The organism is Roseburia sp. (assembly GCF_041325975.1).
GTDB lineage: Bacteria > Bacillota > Clostridia > Lachnospirales > Lachnospiraceae > Roseburia > Roseburia rectibacter.
In genome coordinates this window covers 1,015,162-1,034,225 of record NZ_JBGLEJ010000005.1, presented here as the reverse complement: position 1 = coordinate 1,034,225, position 19,064 = coordinate 1,015,162, and the positions used below count along the sequence as shown (strand labels likewise).

15 protein-coding genes are annotated in these 19,064 nt (G+C 40.9%); 14 read left to right on the top strand and 1 reads right to left on the bottom strand.

The annotated features are described in order from the left end of the window. Positions 1-14: 14 nt before the first annotated feature. Entirely contained in the window at positions 15-251 is a 237-nt protein-coding gene (locus ACDD58_RS16120; RefSeq protein WP_186900171.1) for a DUF6061 family protein, read from the bottom strand. 291 nt (positions 252-542) lie between these two features. Here ACDD58_RS16120 and ACDD58_RS16115 point away from each other — a divergent pair, with 291 nt between their 5' ends. The 14 genes from ACDD58_RS16115 to ACDD58_RS16050 all read left to right on the top strand — a co-directional run bounded on the left by ACDD58_RS16115 (position 543) and on the right by ACDD58_RS16050 (position 19,048). Next, positions 543-1,124 carry an isoprenylcysteine carboxylmethyltransferase family protein gene (locus ACDD58_RS16115; RefSeq protein ID WP_186900172.1) on the top strand — a complete coding sequence of 194 codons (582 nt, stop codon included), beginning with the start codon at positions 543-545 and terminating at the stop codon, positions 1,122-1,124. A 307-nt stretch (positions 1,125-1,431) separates the two neighbouring features. Beyond that, positions 1,432-2,625, top strand: coding sequence for an ATP-binding protein (locus ACDD58_RS16110; RefSeq protein WP_370778397.1), 1,194 nt, complete (start codon positions 1,432-1,434; stop codon positions 2,623-2,625). Between the two features lie 319 nt (positions 2,626-2,944). Further along, positions 2,945-3,649 carry a response regulator transcription factor gene (locus tag ACDD58_RS16105; protein WP_117922127.1) on the top strand — a complete coding sequence of 235 codons (705 nt, stop codon included), beginning with the start codon at positions 2,945-2,947 and terminating at the stop codon, positions 3,647-3,649. Beyond that, positions 3,618-5,969, top strand: coding sequence for a sensor histidine kinase (locus ACDD58_RS16100; RefSeq protein ID WP_370778396.1), 2,352 nt, complete (start codon positions 3,618-3,620; stop codon positions 5,967-5,969). The genes ACDD58_RS16105 and ACDD58_RS16100 overlap by 32 nt, the downstream gene beginning before the upstream one ends. A gap of 269 nt (positions 5,970-6,238) precedes the next feature. Further along, positions 6,239-6,451, top strand: coding sequence for a FeoA family protein (locus ACDD58_RS16095; RefSeq protein ID WP_117922129.1), 213 nt, complete (start codon positions 6,239-6,241; stop codon positions 6,449-6,451). Positions 6,452-6,504: 53 nt separating this feature from the next. Further along, complete coding sequence (locus ACDD58_RS16090) at positions 6,505-6,726, top strand: ferrous iron transport protein A (RefSeq protein WP_117922130.1); 222 nt, start codon at positions 6,505-6,507, stop codon at positions 6,724-6,726. A gap of 133 nt (positions 6,727-6,859) precedes the next feature. Then, positions 6,860-9,052 (top strand): ferrous iron transport protein B, encoded by a 2,193-nt coding sequence (gene feoB, locus ACDD58_RS16085; protein ID WP_117922131.1) that lies wholly within the window; start codon positions 6,860-6,862, stop codon positions 9,050-9,052. Positions 9,053-9,186: 134 nt separating this feature from the next. Further along, the gene (locus ACDD58_RS16080) at positions 9,187-9,324 is read left to right on the top strand and encodes a FeoB-associated Cys-rich membrane protein (protein ID WP_117922132.1); all 138 of its coding nucleotides are present in this window, start codon (positions 9,187-9,189) and stop codon (positions 9,322-9,324) included. 14 nt (positions 9,325-9,338) lie between these two features. Next, positions 9,339-9,821, top strand: coding sequence for a Fur family transcriptional regulator (locus tag ACDD58_RS16075; protein ID WP_118210562.1), 483 nt, complete (start codon positions 9,339-9,341; stop codon positions 9,819-9,821). Between the two features lie 18 nt (positions 9,822-9,839). Next, positions 9,840-10,094: a heavy-metal-associated domain-containing protein gene (locus ACDD58_RS16070; protein WP_117922134.1), complete on the top strand. Its 255-nt coding sequence runs from the start codon at positions 9,840-9,842 to the stop codon at positions 10,092-10,094. Positions 10,095-11,463: 1,369 nt separating this feature from the next. Continuing rightward, complete coding sequence (locus ACDD58_RS16065) at positions 11,464-12,783, top strand: MATE family efflux transporter (RefSeq protein ID WP_370778392.1); 1,320 nt, start codon at positions 11,464-11,466, stop codon at positions 12,781-12,783. Positions 12,784-12,827: 44 nt separating this feature from the next. Further along, a complete protein-coding gene (locus tag ACDD58_RS16060; RefSeq protein WP_370778390.1) occupies positions 12,828-13,727 on the top strand; it encodes an AraC family transcriptional regulator in 900 nt (299 codons plus the stop codon). 149 nt (positions 13,728-13,876) lie between these two features. Next, on the top strand, positions 13,877-16,291 hold the full coding sequence (locus tag ACDD58_RS16055) for a GH36-type glycosyl hydrolase domain-containing protein (RefSeq protein ID WP_370778388.1): 2,415 nt from the start codon (positions 13,877-13,879) through the stop codon (positions 16,289-16,291). 48 nt (positions 16,292-16,339) lie between these two features. After that, positions 16,340-19,048: a GH36-type glycosyl hydrolase domain-containing protein gene (locus ACDD58_RS16050; RefSeq protein ID WP_370778386.1), complete on the top strand. Its 2,709-nt coding sequence runs from the start codon at positions 16,340-16,342 to the stop codon at positions 19,046-19,048. The last annotated feature ends 16 nt before the right edge of the window (positions 19,049-19,064 follow it).

Genomic DNA, 19,064 nt, shown 5'->3' with positions numbered 1-19,064 from the left:
AGGCTGCTTGCATTTTATAACTCTAATGAATCTTCTGTATCTACCCACATCTGTAAATTGCACTCAAGATATAATCTCGCATATTCAAGTGGTTCATCGACTGCAAGTGAAGTCAATGCACAGTCTGATCCGGGTGTGGTTTTTAAATCCTTTTCGGCTTCCCAGCAGTCAATGCGAAGCATATAGCCAACATTTGTATAAATGTCAATGCTGTTTCGTTGTGGATTGTATTCTGCAAATATTGTTCTCATCGTATCCCATCTCCTTATCATTTAATCAATCATTAGTAGCAAAAATTAAGAAGCATTTCAATCAGTTCACCATGTCACTTTTATTTTGTGTTATACTGTTTTATATAATTTTTTTGCCCTTGTATTTGCCCTTATCAGAGTTCATAAATATAACACAAGGGAAAAAATAAGGGAAAGCTCACCTGCAACAAATCCAGTGTTTTCAAGGGTTTGCGGAGAATTTAATAACAAAATATAACAGTTAAATCTCTTAAAACAGGTGAAATCTCAATCGGAGGTTGAAGGTACACGATGATAATAAAAATTGTTACAATTTCACTGATGGCAGTGTTCTACATCTGCTATTTTGCAAAGCTGATTAGTCAGAAAAAGCAAGGCATAAAGACAGACCAATTAGGGAAAGGAAAAGAGGGTTTTGTCAAATTTATAGAAGTAGCTCTTAAAATAATCACATATTTGCTTCCTGTAATACAGATTATCAGTATTGTGTTTTATTCGGGAACAGCATATATTGTGTTGCAATTTACAGGAGTTGTAATAACAATGTTCGGTGTACTTGCTTTTATTGTTTCTGTTACACAGATGAAGGAAAATTGGAGAGCAGGTGTGCAAAAAGAAGAAAAGACCAATTTGGTAACAACAGGCATCTATTCTATTAGCAGAAATCCTGCATTTTTGGGTTTTGATTTAATGTATATAGGAATATTGTTTTCGTTCTTTAATTGGATTCTTTGCTTTGCCACAGGTTTTGCAGTGGTATTTTTTCATTTACAGGTAGTCAATGTAGAGGAAGATTTTTTGATAGAAGCATTCGGAAATGAGTACCTGCAATACAAATCAAAAGTATGCCGATATTTAGGAAGAAAAAGATAACTTCCTGTGGAGATTGTAAAGTTACTTGATAAATAAAAATTCATCTTACAAATTGGTTATAAAAGATAAGTAGGAAGCCATGTAATATGCCAATGTTAACCTAATGACATTGTGCAATATGCTGGCTTCTTTTTTTAGATAGTACTGTAGATTGGTTTTTGTGGGTGCTTATTACCGAAAAATGAATATTTTTTTAAAAGTGGGAATAGAATAATGACAGAAGACACAGATTGTGTTAATATGTGTCTGAAAATCATATTACCGAAAAATGAAAAAAATTCTAAAAGCGGGAATAGGAGATGGCACCATGCAGCTTATAGTGAGAAAAAAGTATTTAGATGAACTGATTGAATTGTATGGAACACCAGATATAAAAGTTATCACGGGTATCAGACGAAGCGGCAAATCAGTATTGTTGCAAGAGTTCGTTACATACTTGCAGTCATTAGAGAACCCCATAAATATTGTAATGATAAATCTTCAGGAATTAGAGTTTGATTATTTGTTAGAATATCACGCATTGCATAAGTACATCTTGGATCAGCACAAAGAGGGCATGGCTAATGTTTTATTGATTGATGAGGTTCAGTTGTGTCCTCAGTTTGAGCTTGCAATCAATAGTATTTACGCAAAAGGAATCTATGATATTTACATTACCGGTTCAAATGCATTTTTGCTGAGTTCAGATTTAGCAACACTTTTTACTGGAAGAACGATGGAAATAAAGGTATATCCATTTTCTTTCGTGGAATATCTAACTTATTATAAAATTACAGATGGATATGATGATGCATTTGATCAGTATGTCCGAACTGGTGGCATGCCGGGGGCTTATGTATATAAGACTGAGGATAGACAGTATGACTATGTTAGAGATGTGTATTCAACTATTCTTATCAGAGACTTGGTGGAAAAGTATAAGATAAGAAATAAATCAGAGTTTACCAATATATCAGAATTTATGATGGATAATATCGGTAACTTACTTTCTCCAAATAATATCAGCAAAACCTTAAAGATTGATCAAAGTGAGATAAGCAGAAAGACGGTATCGAAGTATATTGGTTACTTGGAAAATGCTTTTCTGTTCTATGAAGCAAAACGGTATGATTTAAAGGGAAAAAAATACTTAGCGAACAATAGTAAGTATTATCTTTGCGATTCATCATTCCGTTATGCAGTCAATGGTACACGAAACATGGATTTTGGAAGAGTTTATGAGAATATTGTTTATCTGGAGTTACGCAGAAGAGGATATGAGGTATATGTTGGAAAACTCTATAAAAAAGAAGTGGATTTTGTGGCTAAGAAACGTGAGGCTCAAATATATATTCAGGTAAGCGATAATATTTCAGATGAAAAAACATTTGAAAGAGAATATTCGCCTTTGCTTGCAATAAGAGATGCATATCCTAAGATGATAATTGCAAGAACACATCACGAAACTTATGATTACAAAGGAGTGCGAGTGGTTGATATCTGTAGATGGTTACGAGAATAGTATTGTGAAGAAAATGTTGTTCCAACAGATGAGGAATTTTCACGGCCTGCGGAAGCTCATTATAGAAAAATCGACTTGAGTGATGGTATAATTGATAATTTTAAATTTGGCGGGATGAGGCAAAGAAATTAAAATCGTTGTTTGAATGGAGTATATTACTATGGAAATAAAAAAAGCGGAAATCAAAATGAATAGCAAAAAGGGAGAAAAATAATAAGAACGGTGGAAAATTGTAAGAAATCTGTAAGAAATATCCCACTTTTTTTGTAAGAAGCCCCGGATAAGATAGACACAGGCTTTAAGGAGGAGTAAATACAGCATGAGTGAATGTATATTAGTCGTGGATGACGACCGCGAGATCGTAAGGGCAATCGCAATACTTTTGGAAAAGGAGGGATATCAGGTATTAAAAGCGTATGATGGCATGCAGGCATTAGAGCTCATAGCGGAGCAGAAGGTACATCTGGTGATCATGGATGTCATGATGCCAAAACTCGACGGATTATCTGCGGTATTGAAAATACGCGAGCGAAAAAACATTCCGATCATTGTGCTCAGTGCAAAGAGTGAGGACACAGACAAAGTCTTAGGACTGTCCATGGGAGCGGATGATTATGTGGCAAAACCTTACAATCCACAGGAGTTAGCAGCGCGTGTGAAAAGTCATCTCCGCAGGTATACAAGTCTTGGGGATATTCATAAAGCAGATGATGATGGATGTATCACGAATGGCAGACTGGAGTTCCATACGAATGAGCGAGTGCTTTATGTGGACAAAGAGCCGGTCAGACTGACTGCGACGGAGACAAAGATCATGGAGCTTTTGATGAAACATCCGGGACGCGTTTTCCCGGCGGAGGAAATTTACGAGCGTGTCTGGAATGAGCAGGGGTATGCATGCGAAAATACGGTCATGGTCCATATCAGGCGCATCCGTGAAAAAATTGAACTCAATCCAAAAGAGCCGGAATATTTAAAGGTGGTGTGGGGAATTGGCTATAAAATCGAAAAAATGGAAAAATAGGATTGTATTTTTAGTGTTCTTTATCGGAATCAGTATGCTGATGGCAGGAATCGGCAGATTTGCATATGAGAGCTATTATATCGGTGTGGATGAGGTCTGTGCGGAACTGAAAGAAAAGGACTATCAGGAGTCTAAAGAATTTAGAAACACCGTGCTGAACAGATTTTATACGTTTCTTGATGTGGCGACAGGAAACTATCATGGGGACAGCGGATATAGCGGCAGTGCTGTGACTGAGGAAAATATTGACGATTATCTGTCATCGGGAGGAAATTTTTTTGATAGGCTGTTTGGAACAAATAACAGAATTTCGGAGTATGTAGTGGACACGGCTGCGACGTCGGACATTTATGAAAACCCGGATGCAGCAGAGACTGCGGGCACAGATGAGAACTCTTCCACGACGTATGAGGAGGTGTCAGACACGGAACATATTTATATGGCGTCTGACGACAGTACCGGTTATCAGGAAAAAGGCGAAGAAGAATATTTTGCGGACGTTAATAAGGATCATAATTTTTTCTATGAGATCTGCTATGACGGAAAAATAATGTATTCAAATATGCCTGATGATGTAACAGATGCTACATCATCAGATGGCGCATCCTCTGATGGGAAAAACAACACGGCTGCTTTGTTAAAAAATCTTCCGGAGGGGTATAATTATGCATTTCATTTTGATGGGAAAAAAGTGACGATCGAAAAAGACGGAGTGGAGCAGGATGTCTATGGAGATGGCATTTACCGCGAGGGAGAGGACTGGTATGTACCGGGTTTTCAAAACCTGATGGGAAAAAAATCCTGGGAGAAAGCGGATATCCGGATCATCATAGCAAAAGATCCGGTGCAGTATATGGGAGAAGATGATGCCGGAAATTCCTGGATCTGTAATTCTTTTTACGATCTTAACATACGGTGGACGCAGCAGCATAAACGCTATATACAGGCAATTTATTTTATCATTGCAGGCATTCTTTGTCTGTGTGCCAGCAGATTTTTCAAAGATGCAAAGAAACAGGAAGATAGCGTGATCGCCGCCCTGAGTGCGAAAATCTGGTTTGAATGGAAAATCTTAGCTACGATTCTGGTGCTGCTTCTTGTCTTGAGGATACAGTATGATTTTCCGGGTCTGGTGGAACTGCCGGTGATTTTTTGGCTCTGTTATTTCTGGATCAATGATGCAAAATATAATAAAAAAATCTGGCAAAATGGATTTTTCGGAAAACTGCTCGCACAGGCAGAGACAAAAAATATGTCCCTGCCATTTGCAAAACGGCTGGTAAGGGCTCTGTATGGGATCATTGGAATTACGGTATTTGGGCTGGCGTTAACGTGTGTGATGCTTATTTTGCTGCTGATCGTAAATTACAGACTGGCAAATTTTATTTACTGGCTGTTACTGCTGACCGGGTTTGCAGGGGTATTTTGTATCCTGCTTGGTATGGAATATTTCTATCAGAAAAGAAACCGGAATTTGGCAAGATCTTTAGAACAGCTTTCAAAACGGATTACAGAGATCAGCAGTGGACATTATGAACCGGCGGATATGGTGAAAGCACAAGACAGTGATATCCGCGCCATGGAAGAAACGTTAGAGCAGATCGGACAGGGCATGGAAACTGCGATAGAGGAGCGTATCAAGAGCGAGCGCATGAAAGTGGAACTGGTGGCAAATGTATCCCACGATATTAAAACACCGCTGACCTCCATTATCAGTTATATTGAGCTGTTAAAACAGGAGGAAAATCTGTCACCGGAGATTCAGGATTATATCCGGATTCTGGAAGAAAAATCGGAGCGGCTGAAAAATATGGTGCAGGATGTATTTTCTGTCAGCAAAGCGGCATCCGGACAGCTTGCGGTCGAGGTGGAAGAAATTGATTTTGGAAAGCTTCTGCGGCAGACACTTGCAGATATGGACGGTGAGATTCAAAAGAGCCCGTACAAATTCAAAATTGATATACCTAAGGAGGCGGTCATGGTATATGCCGACGGAGACCGGATGTACCGGGTATTCCAGAATCTGATCGGTAATGCACTCAAATATTCGCTGGAGGGTTCACGGATCTATATTTCATTAAAAACAGAGAAAAATGCTGCAGTTGCAGATATTCGCAATACATCGCGCAGTGAATTAAAACAGGATGTGGATTTTACCGCACGTTTTACAAGAGGGGATGAGAGCCGTACCGATGGCGGAAGCGGGCTGGGACTTTCGATTGCGAAAAGTTTTACGGAGGCCTGCGGAGGAATATTTGAAGTGGAAACGATGGCGGATCTTTTTACAGTAAAGGTCAGTTTTGAGTTGAGACAGCAATAATTTGTCAAATAAGAATAGAAAACGGATTGTGGGAGAAAAATCTGTTGTTGTCTATAATGGCACATAAAATGGAAAAATATTCCAAAATGTTGTGTAATTTGATGATAATAGTGTATAAAGTAGTTCCTGCAATCCGTTTTTTTACATGAAACGAAAATAAATGAGAAAAAATATCAATAATGTTATTGACATCTAATGAACGTTAGCATATACTAACCAACGTAAGAAATGAAAATCATTATCAATACAGTAGGAGAAAAGAGGAAGAAATGATGCCGCTTACTATGTTAAACACAGGAGAACCGAGTATTATTAAAAAAGTCGGTGGAAAAGAAGAAACCAGAAGATTTTTAGAGAATCTTGGATTTGTTCCAGGCGGAGAAGTGACAGTCGTATCAGAGATCGACGGGAATATGATCGTCAACATCAAGGATTCAAGAGTTGCGATCGGAAAAGATATGGCGAATAAAATTATGGTATAAAACTGTTGCAACAGCACAGTTTCATGATATAAAAATGAAAAAGGAGCAGAACGATGAAGACGTTGAAAGAAGTAGCCTGCGGCAGTACCGTAAAGGTCAAGAAACTGACTGGCGAGGGTCCGGTCAAAAGAAGAATCATGGACATGGGCATCACGAAGGGTGTTGATATTTTTGTAAGAAAAGTAGCACCGCTTGGCGATCCGATCGAAGTAACTGTAAGAGGATATGAGTTATCTTTAAGAAAAGCAGATGCTGAGATGATCGAGGTAGAGTAAATTTTTTTACCCTGATGTTAGCAAGTGCTAACAAAAGGAAGAAAAAACAAACACATGACAGCACAATCAAACATAAGACAGCACAAACAAACACAAGCAAGTTGTAGCAAACTAAAATAAAAGGAGAAAAGTTATGGCAGTAAAAATTGCACTTGCAGGTAACCCGAACTGCGGAAAAACAACTTTATTTAATGCTTTGACTGGTTCCAACCAATTCGTGGGTAACTGGCCTGGAGTAACAGTAGAAAAAAAAGAAGGTAAATTAAAAGGACATAAGGATGTTGTTATCATGGATTTACCGGGTATCTATTCCTTATCTCCGTACACACTTGAGGAAGTCGTTGCACGTAATTACCTGATCAGCGACAGACCGGATGCTATCTTAAATATCGTAGATGGTACCAATATCGAGCGTAACCTGTACCTGTCCACACAGCTTATGGAACTTGGTATTCCGGTTATCATGGCAGTCAACATGATGGATCTTGTTGAAAAGAATGGTGATAAGATACATATTGACAAGTTAAGCAAAAAACTTGGATGTGAGGTTGTTGAGATCTCTGCATTAAAAGGAACCGGTATCCAGAAAGCTGCTGAGAAAGCAGTAGCACTTGCACAGCAGAAGAAAAATATGGTTCCGGTACATGAATTTTCCAAAGATGCTGAAGAAGTGATTGCAGAAGTTGAAAACAAGCTGACAGGTATCGTTGCAGAAGATCAGAAACGTTTCTTCGCAATCAAGTTATTAGAGAAAGATGACAAGATCAAAGAGCAGATGAAATCTGTTCCGGATGTATCAAACGAGATCAAAGAAATGGAAGATAAATTTGATGATGATACAGAAAGTATTATCACAAATGAGCGTTATGTATACATTTCATCTATCATCGGTGAATGTATCACAAAGAGCAATAAAGAAAAACTTACAACGTCCGATAAGATCGACCGTATCGTAACAAACCGCTGGCTTGCAATCCCAATCTTTGCAGTTGTCATGTTTTTGGTATATTATGTATCTGTAACGACGGTTGGTGCTATTTTAACAGACTGGACAAATGATACACTCTTCGGTGAATGGATCATCCCGGGAGCACAGAGCTTATTTGAAAATATCGGATGCGCTGACTGGCTGACAGGTCTGATCGTAGATGGTGTGATCTCCGGTGTTGGTGCAGTACTTGGTTTCGTACCACAGATGCTTGTACTGTTTTTGTTCCTTGCATTCCTAGAGTCCTGCGGTTACATGGCACGTGTCGCATTCATCATGGACCGTGTGTTCCGTAAATTCGGACTTTCCGGAAAATCATTCATTCCGATGCTGATCGGTAGTGGATGTGGTGTTCCTGGTGTCATGGCTTCAAGAACGATCGAAAATGACCGTGACCGTAAAATGACGATCATGACAACAACGTTCATCCCTTGTGGAGCAAAACTTCCGATCATCGCATTGATCGCAGGTGCTTTCTTCAACAACGCCGGATGGGTTGCATGGAGTGCTTATTTCGTAGGTGTGGCAGCAATCGTCTGCTCCGGTATTATTTTAAAGAAAACAAAAATGTTCGCTGGCGATCCGGCACCATTTGTTATGGAGCTTCCGGCATATCACTGGCCAACAGTTGGAAACGTATTAAGAAGTATGTGGGAGCGTGGCTGGTCTTTCATCAAAAAAGCCGGTACAATTATCACATTATCAACAATCATCTTATGGTTCTTAATGAACTTTGGATGGACAGACGCTGGCTTTGGAATGTTAAGTTTTGATGGTCTGGAAGGTGCAACACTTGAGGCTGCACAGGCAGAATGTATTCTTGCAAAAGTTGGTTCCGCAATCGCATGGATTTTTGCACCTCTTGGATGGACACAGAGTGGTAACGGCTGGAAGATGTCAGTTGCAGCAGTCAGCGGTCTGATTGCAAAAGAAAACGTCGTAGCAACATTTGGTATGTTATTTGGTTTTGCAGAAGTTGCAGAAGATGGTGCCGAGTTCTGGGGCAATCTTGCAGCTGTTATGACTCCGGTAGCTGCATATGGCTATCTGGTATTCAACCTCTTATGTGCACCTTGCTTCGCTGCAATGGGAGCAATCAAGAGAGAGATGAATAATGCAAAATGGTTCTGGTTTGCAATCGGATATCAGTGCGGTCTCGCATACGTAGTATCCTTATGTATCTATCAGATCGGTACATTGATCACAACAGGTACGTTCGGCATTGGAACAGTTGTTGCATTCATACTAATTGCTTGTCTGTTATATCTGTTATTCAGACCTTATAAAGAGAGCGATACATTAAAAGTAAATGTAAAAGGCATGGCAGGCGCAAGATAAGCACTGCTTCTAAAGTGGCTGCCGTGTGTTGACACGGCAGCCATATTTATAACAAGGAGGAAAACAAGGAGGAAAATCCTCTGCTCCTGCAGTGGCAGTCGCATTTTCCTTCGGAAAACAAGGAGGATTATCTTATGGGAACAATTGTAACGGGAGCAGTCGTTGTGGTAATTGTAGGGCTTATCATCCGCAGCATGGTTCACGATAAGAAAAACGGAAAATCTCTTCAGTGCGGAGGAGATTGCAGTCAGTGCGGAGGGCACTGTCATTAATACAGGAGGAGACCATGACAGCAGGAGTAAACAGTCAGAAAAAGAAAAATCATGAAACGGCGAATTACCATAGAACCCAGATGCAGAAAGAAATTGTCATTCAAAGATTGAGAGAACAGGGTTGTCGTATTACCAAACAGCGTCTGATGCTGCTTGACGTGATTCTCAATGAAGATTGTTCATGCTGCAAGGAAATTTATTACAGAGCAGCAGAAGTTGATCCGGGAATCGGCGCGGCAACTGTTTATCGCATGGTCAATTTATTAGAAGAAATCGGGGCTATCAGCAGAAAAAATATGTATCGGATCGCATGCGGGGCGGTATGTGACAGAGAAAAGGCATGTACGATCGAACTTGATGATGATACTGTAAAAGAATTATCCGCAAAAAGCTGGAATGCAGTCGTACTTGCAGGTTTAAAAGCATGTGGTTATGTCGACAAACAGGGAATCAAAAGCGTTGTAGTGCAGTCCTGCGACTGTGAAGAAGCAGGCTGATAAGAAATGGAGAAATTTATGTTAAAGATTACGGTGGACGTAGACGGAATGCAGTGCGGCATGTGCGAAAATCATGTAAATGAAGCAGTTCGCGGGGCATTTCCGGTCAAAAAAGTATCTTCCTCTCATGGCAAAAAGCAGACCGTGATCATCACGGAACAGGATATCGATGAGCAGGAATTGAAGGCTGTCATTGACGGAACAGGGTATGAGTCAGGGGCAGTCAAAAAAGAGCCATATGAGAAAAAAGGGTTGTTTGGATTTTTGAAATAAACAGCTATTGCATAGAAAAAAAGTAACGGTTTAAAATGGTTACGCGAAAAGCAGGAATTCCAGAAGTGGGATTCCTGTTTTTTATAGGCTGATGACATTTCCGATAAATGCTGGTTTGCGGGTGACATGAGTTTCCTCGTGTAGGGTGGTTCCGGGGGTTTTCGATTGGCAAATTGCATCAAGCCGGGACTCGTTTTGTTCCGTTGTACGAAAATAAGGCAAGTCTAAGTCAGCCTGATTTAATGTTTCTCGGAGTGACGTGTGCGTCTTAAACGCCCCGTCCGGGGGCATTAAGACTTGTGCTGCCGTCCGTGGCAGCACAACACTGTGTTACGAACAGGCAGACTAAGATTGCCTAATTTTCTCCCAAAGTCACAAAACAAATCCCGGCTTGATGCGATTTGCCAGCCGCAAGGTTGTGAACCACCCTTCGCCGGGGAACTCACATCACAACCTTGGGGGTGCGTAAATTTTTAGTGTTTTGTGTCTGAATCTGATTAAAAAATATTTCTAAATAACTATATTCAATAATTTATTATTTGTTTGATAACGCTGGCAAGAACCTCAATATATTCCACTATGCTCATGTTTATTGCCATACACATTTGAAGAATATTTTGTGTTATTGGTCTGACAATTTACGAAACAATTCATGTAGTACAATGTAGCAGATGGAAATTCTGGGAAGTCATCAGGCTGAATATTAATGATACAGCACCTTAGGATTTTAAGCATATTTCCATTCGTGCGAATATCAAAAATTCACACCCGCGCCCCCATTTTGAGATGAACTGCCCACCCAAATGGTGTTTCATAACCTGGAGGTGGGCATCTTGCGCAAAGCCGGAGCTAATTTTGTGACTTTGGGAGAAAATTAGAAAATCTTGGTGTGCCTGTCTATACATAGTGATGTTCTGCCACGGATGGCAGAACAAGGCAGCATCGAGTCATGGATGACTCGTTGTTGCCGGTCACGTCACTCCGAGAAAATCTAACTCAGACACACTTAGACTTTTCTTATTTTCGTACAACGGAACCAAAATTACTCCGGCTTTGCGCAAGATGCCACTCACAGACCTGCGACACACCATTGGGACGGGCGATTTACTTCATAAACAAACCAGCATTTGGCGGGCAATGTTAGATGATGTCAGAGTCAAACAGCAGATTTCAATTTTTGATTGACAAAACCGCAAAAAGAATTAATATGGTTATCTGTATAAAAAGTAGAAATAGTGCAATTATTATGTGAAAAACTACAAGAATTATGGCGCAAAATGTCATATTATTAGTATGGCGCGAAAACTCTAGTTTATTGCTGAAAATATAAAAACGAAAAATATTTAGTGCAGATGTGAGGGCAGTTCAAATGGAAATCCAAAGAAAATCTTTAACACAGCTTTTTGTACCAATATGCTTCGAAACACTTTTTTATATGCTTTCCGGAATGGTTGATACCCTGATGCTTTCATCGGTAAGCGATCAGGCAGTTGGTGCAGTCGGTACGGCAAATACATATATTGGTGTTTTTATCATCATGTTTGGAGTTATATCGTCGGGCATGGTTGCGGTAATGACACAGAATATCGGGGCAGGAAAGCCGGGAGTTGCATATCAGGCAAGACAGCTTGGACTTATTTTCAATGCGGTTGTCGGAGTGATGATGTCCGTATTTTTAGCTGTTTTTTCAGGAAAAATTTTAGAGATAGTAAGTATTGCACCGGCTCTGTTTACGCCTGCTGAAACTTATCTGAAAATCGTAGGCGGTGCGTGTTTTTTAAATGCGCTCATACCTATATTTTCAAGCTATCTTCGGGTGTTTGGCTATACCAGGCAGTCGCTTTTTGCATCTATCACAGGAAATATAATTAATTTTATTTTGAATTCTGTATTTTTATTTGTCATGAACTGGGGAGTTATGGGAGTTGCCATCGCCACAGTGATATCGCGTGTTATAAATCTGATCATGGTTGCGGCTATGGGAGCAGTGCTGGTAAAGGCAAAAAATGCTCCTGAGAGGGAGTCCTCACGCAAAATATTAGGACAGATCATAAAAATAGGTTTTCCATCCGCGTGCGAGACGGCTCTTTATAATATTGCAATGACGCTTGTTGTTCGTTTTATGAATCAGATGGATGCGGACGGGATGAATGTTACCGCGCGCTCTTATACGCTTCAGATTGCAAATTTTTCATACTGTGTAGGTGCTGCTTTAGCACAGGCAAATGCCATCATGACAGGCTGGCGGATTGGGGCAAAAGAATTTGAAGAGTGTGATAAAGGAACGAAAAAGGCTGCTATTTATGGAGTGATAACAGCCACCTGTTTTTCTGTGACGTTCGCATTGACTGGACATTTTATCGTACATATTTTCACAGACGATCCACAGATGATAAATCTGGTTGTAAAATTGCTTGTCGTTGACATTTTCCTCGAATTTGGACGTGTAACGAATCTGGTCTATGGACAGGCATTAAAAACAAGCGGAGATGCTGTTTTCCCTGTGATCATGGGTGCAATATTTATGTATCTGGTGGCAGTTGGAGGCACATATTTTTTGGGCATACGGTTAGGGCTGCTTGCTGTGGGGGCATATATTGGCATGGCGGGTGATGAATGTGCCAGAGCGGTTGGAATGGTGCTCCGCTGGAAAACAGGGAAATGGAAGACGAAGCGTCTGGTGGAGTAAGATGAAACTGTTGTTTGTGAATGATTATTTATGCGGAGGATATTATGTACTTTGAATTAAAAGAAAACAGACCACATGGTACGCAAAAGTATCCTTTCAGTTTATATCATATATATAATATCCACCATTCCTTTCAGATTCCGGTGCACTGGCATGACGAACTTGAGATTATATATGTAAAAAGTGGAGTTTTAAATGTGAATATATCAGGAGAAAACTACACAGGAAGTACAGGAGAAGTATTTGTTGTATCGCCGGGTAATTTGCATTTTATGGGTTCGCAGACAGGAAAAGTGGACTACTATACGTTACTTTTCCCATTGGAGTATGTATCGTTTCAATCAAATGATCTATTAGAGAAAGAGGTAATGGCACCGCTGAAAAGTGGAAAGCGGATGATAAAACCACAGCTTGGTGCTGGATTGAGTGATATATGCGATAATCTGATCGCTTTGGAACATTCAGATCTGACACTGTCTGAAACTCAGAAAGAGCAGGAAATTGCTGAGAATACAAGTGATAATAGGAACAACCTGATAATCCAGTTTGAGATAAAAAGCAGATTGCTTTTGTTTTTTAAGAGAGTGCTGCAAAGTGGTTTTATATTAGAAAATAATACCAGTGGCAGAAATACTACCGAGAAAGAAATGATTTCGTATATACAGCAGAACTTTACCAGGAAAATATCGCTTAAGGAGTTTGGAAACCAGTTTCACTTGTCTGAAAAATATATTTCCCGCTATTTTAAAGAACATTTTCATATTACTATTTCACAGTATATCAATCATTTACGCATGGAGCATGCGAGACAGTTACTGCAGGAGACTACACTTCCTGTTACGGAGGTTGCAATGCGGTGCGGTTATGAAAATGTCAGTTATTTTATCCGGAGCTTCAAAAAGATGTACGGAAATCCGCCGTTGAAATATCGAAACGAGATTTAATTCGAAAATTGTATCTCATATACTTTCGGAAGAACAGGTCATGAATCTGTTATTTTAAGGACGTATTTTGTATAACCATTTTCATAGAACCTTTATTGTTAATATAACATGGCAGTAGAAAAAAGACTGAGACAAGAATGGAGGTTACTATGAAATACGGATATTTTGATGAAAATAAAAAAGAATATGTGATCACAAGACCGGATACACCGGCACCATGGGTAAATTATTTAGGATCACCGGAGTATGGAGCGATCATATCCAATAATGCGGGAGGATATAGTTTTGCAAAATCCGGAGCAAACGGAAGAATTTTAAGATATGTATTTAACCAGTTTGATGAACCGGGCAGATATATTTACATCAGGGACAATGAGAGTAAAGATTACTGGTCAGCTTCCTGGCAGCCGGTGGGAAAAGATTTAGAGCATTATAAGAGCGAGTGCCATCATGGGACTGCTTACACAAAAATGAAAGCGGCATATGCCGGGATCAGTTCTGAGGTATGTTATTATGTACCGTTAAACCAGTCTTATGAAGTTTGGAATCTGAGTGTTACCAATGATTCTGAAAAAGAAAGAAAACTTACTGTGACCGGTTATGCAGAGTTTACGAATAACAGCAATTATGAACAGGATCAGGTCAATCTGCAGTATTCACAGTTCATCACAAGGACTGTTTTTTGTGAGAACCGTGTGCGCCAGATGATCCATGCCAATCTTGATATGATTGAAAAAGGAAAAGAAATTGACCATAAGACCGTGGTGAGCCGGTTCTTTGGACTTGCGGGCACAGCCGTAACATCCTGGTGTGGCGATAAGGAAGAGTTCCTTGGCAGATATCATGGATATGGGAATCCCAAAGGTGTGGAAGATGGTGTTTTAAATAATAAAGGGAATTACAATGAAAACGGCTGTGGTGCTATTTCAACGGTATTGCATCTGAATCCGGGGGAGACAAAGAATATCGCATTTTTAGTCGGAATGAAAGAGGATGATGAGGCAGCAAAAATCATAGCAGGATACAGGAATACAGCAGAAGTGTGCAAAAAAGAACTTGCGGAACTGACCGCATACTGGCATGAAAAATTTTCTCATTTTCAGGTAAAGACACCGAGTGAAGAATTTAATACCATGATCAATACATGGAATGCGTATAACTGTTTTATGACATTTATCTGGTCAAGGGCTGCATCCTTTACTTATTGTGGACTGAGGAATGGGTATGGTTACCGTGATACCGTGCAGGATATTCAGGGCGTGATCCATCTTGCACCGGAGATGGCAGTCGAAAAGATCCGCTTTATGCTCTCGGCCCAGGTGGACAATGGAGGCGGATTGCCCTTAGTCAAATTTACACATAATCCGGGACATGAGGATACACCGGACGATGCCTCTTATGTACAGGAGACAGGGCATCCTGCATATCGTGCGGATGATGCACTCTGGCTGTTCCCAACCGTGTACAAATATGTTTCGGAAACCGGTGACGTGGCGTTTATCGATGAGGTGATCCCGTTTGCGAATAAAGACGAGGGAACGGTTTACGAGCATCTGAAGCGTGCAATAGATTTTTCCATGAAACATCTTGGAGGGCATGGACTGCCGGCAGGGCTTTATGCAGACTGGAATGACTGCCTGCGTCTTGGAAAAGATGGGGAATCAACATTTGTTGCCCTGCAGTTTTATTATGCGATGACGATCCTGCGTATTTTTGCAGAATATAAGAAAGATGAGGCATATATTGCATTTCTGAATGAAGAGCAGAAAAAATTGGGAGAGCTGATTCAGAAACTCTGCTGGGATGAGGACAGATTTATCCGTGGTTTCACAGAGGATGGTAAGACAATCGGAAAGCGTACCGATCCGGAAGCGAACATGTGGTTAAATCCGCAGAGCTGGGCGGTGATCAGCGGACTTGCAGATGAAAAGCAGGCAGACTGTGCATTGCAGCAGGTATATGACAGGTTAAACACGGAATATGGAGCAATTCTGATGGATCCGCCATATCATGCACATGCATTTGATGGGGCGCTTGCAGTTATTTATAACGCTGGCACCAAAGAAAATGCCGGTATTTTTTCTCAGTCACAGGGGTGGATCATCCTTGCGGAAGCATTGAGAGGACATGGAGAGAGAGCATTTTCCTATTTTATGAAAAATGCACCGGCAGCACAGAATGACAGGGCAGAGATCCGAAAATTAGAGCCATACTGTTATGGTCAGTTTACCGAAGGAAAGGATAGTCCGAATTTTGGACGGTCGCATGTGCACTGGCTGACAGGAACAGCTTCCACGGTTATGGTAGGGTGTGTAGAGGGAATCCTTGGCATGCGCCCGGATCTTTATGGGCTTCGCATTGCACCGGCTGTTTCGAAAGAATGGGAAATGTTTGAAATCGATAAAGATTTCAGAGGCTGCCATCTGCACATTACAGTAAAAAATCCGGGACATGCAGAGAGCGGATACAAAAAACTATTCGTTAATGGTCAGGAAATGGAGGACAATTATATTCCACAGTCTGTACTTACAGAGACAACAGAAGTGGAACTGATCATGTCATAAGACAAAATAAGTAAAGAAGTCTTTTTATACGCAGAAATGAGGAGTATCATGAAACAAGTTGAATTTATAGATAAAAATGGAGCTTTCCGTATTCACAATCCGGAAAATTATAGTGGTCTGTACCTTCCGCTGGCAGGAGAGACGGGATTGAAATCGAGCATTACGCCGAATCTTGGAGGGGACAGCAAGACAGATCAGAATCATTTTTTATTAGAACCGGTCAGTATTGAAAACTTACATAATAACCGCAATACAAGAAATTTCTGGTGCCGGATCGAAGATAAAGGCTGTTGGTCTGTCTGTGGTTCTTCTGCAAAACAGGAAGCGGAAAAGTTTACGAAAGATCAGGATGAAAACACCTTAGAAGCCGGATTTATGTGGCAGAAACTGACAAGAATATCGAAAGAGTATGGGGTAAAAGCAGAGACGACTTCCTTTGTGACTTTAGATGGTGCAATGGAAGTAATGATGGTAGAACTTACCAATACAGCAGAGTATGAGCAGAAAATCACACCGATGGCGGTGATTCCGGTTTATGGACGGAGTGCAGACAATATCAGGGATCACCGTCATGTGACATCACTTTTACATAGAATCGAGACAAAGATGTATGGCGTGGAAGTATGTCCGGTACTTTCTTTTGATGAAAGAGGACACCAGAAGAACCAGACGACATATTTTGTCTATGGGTCGACAGGAGAAGGCGAGGCACCGGAGACATTTTATCCGACAACGGAAATGTTTATCGGAGAGGGCGGAAGTTATCTGATACCGGAAACTGTGCGGACTGTGAAGGATGGCGTGCCAGCTGGAACGAAACTGCAGGGAAAAGAGGCAGCAGGAGGAATGCGTTTTGCGTCGGTTACTTTAAAACCACAGGAATCAGCAGCGTATCTGATTCTCGCAGGAATTTCGGAAGAAAGGGAGCAGATCGAAAAACAGACAGCAGCTTACCGTACGAAAAAGCAGGTGGAAGCAGCACTTGAAACGGTAAAAAAGCACTGGACTGACAAAGTAAATGTCGATTTTGCAACAGGTGATACAGCAGTTGATAATTATCTGAAATGGATCTGCTTTCAGCCGGTTCTAAGAAGGATCTTTGGATGCTCTTTTTTACCGTATCATGATTATGGAAAAGGCGGACGCGGCTGGAGAGATCTCTGGCAGGACTGTCTTGCCCTGCTTATCATGGAGCCGTCTGTGGTGCGTCAGATGATCGTGGACAATTATGGCGGTGTCCGGATAGATGGAACAAATGCAACGATCATTGGAAGCAGACAGGGAGAATTTATTGCTGACCGTAATAACATTACCCGTGTCTGGATGGATCATGCGTTCTGGCCGTTTGTAACAACGAAATTATATCTGGATCAGACCGGAGATCTTAATATTTTACTGGAAAAAGTTACTTATTTTAAAGATCTTCAGGCAAAGAGAGGTACTGCACATGATAATGCGTGGGATCATGCATATGGAAATAAACAGCGCACGGAGGGCGGCAACGTTTATTTTGGAACGATCTTAGAACATATTTTGCTTCAGAATCTGTGTGCTTTTTATGATGTCGGGGATCATAATGAGATGAGACTGCACGGTGCAGACTGGAACGATGCGCTTGATATGGCATGGGAAAGGGGCGAAAGTGTGGCATTTACCTGTGCATACGCTGGAAATCTGAAAGATATTGCAGAGTGCCTGAAACATCTGGAAGCAGAGACAGGCATCAGCAGGATCGAAGTGGCGGAAGAGATGAAATATCTGCTTGCAGACGGAACAGATTTATATGAAAGTCCGGATAAAAAACAGGAATTGTTAGAAAAATACACCAGTCTTTGTGCACATAACATAAAAGGCGGGACGATCCTTATTTCAGTGGAACAGATCAGAAAAAACCTGCTTGGAAAAGCAGAGTGGCTGATGCAGCATATCAGATCAAAAGAATGGATCAGTGCAGAAGATGGTATGGGCTGGTTTAACGGATATTATGATAATCATGGAAATGCAGTCGAGTACAGCAAAGATCGGGATGTCCGTATGATGCTGACCGGACAGGTGTTTGCGATCATGAGCGGTACCGCCGGTGAGGAACAGATAAAAGCAGTATGTAAGAGTGCAGACAGATATCTGTTTGATAAAAAAGCCGGTGGCTATCGTCTGAATACAGACTTTAAAGAAGAAAAATTTGATCTTGGAAGAATGTTTGGATTTGCCTATGGCGAAAAGGAAAACGGGGCAGTATTTTCACATATGGCGGTCATGTATGCAAATGCACTGTATCAGAGGGGATTTGTATCAGAGGGACATAAAGTACTGCAGACACTGCTTGATGCAGCCATGAATTTTGAAAACAGTAAAATGTATCCGGGACTGCCGGAGTATTTTGATAATGATGGAAGAGGACTTTATGCATATCTGACAGGTGCGGCAAGCTGGTATATGTTAACCATGATCACGGAGGTCTTTGGCGTAAAAGGAAAACTCGGCGACCTTGTGATCGCACCGTCCCTGCTGCCGGAGCAGTTTGACGAAAAAGGCGATGCAGGGCTGCAGCTGGAGTTTGCAGGTAAGAAATTCCATATCATACTGCATAATCCCAAAAAACAGAGCAGCAGAGATGGTCAGATCAGACAGGCAGTGTGTGATGATCAGATCATTTTAGAAACAGAGCCGGAATATGGGGTACGGCTTAGTAAGAAAGTGATCGAAACACTCGATTCTGGGAAATGTCACAGAATTGATGTTGTTTTAAGTGAGTAGTGCAAAAACCGGACTG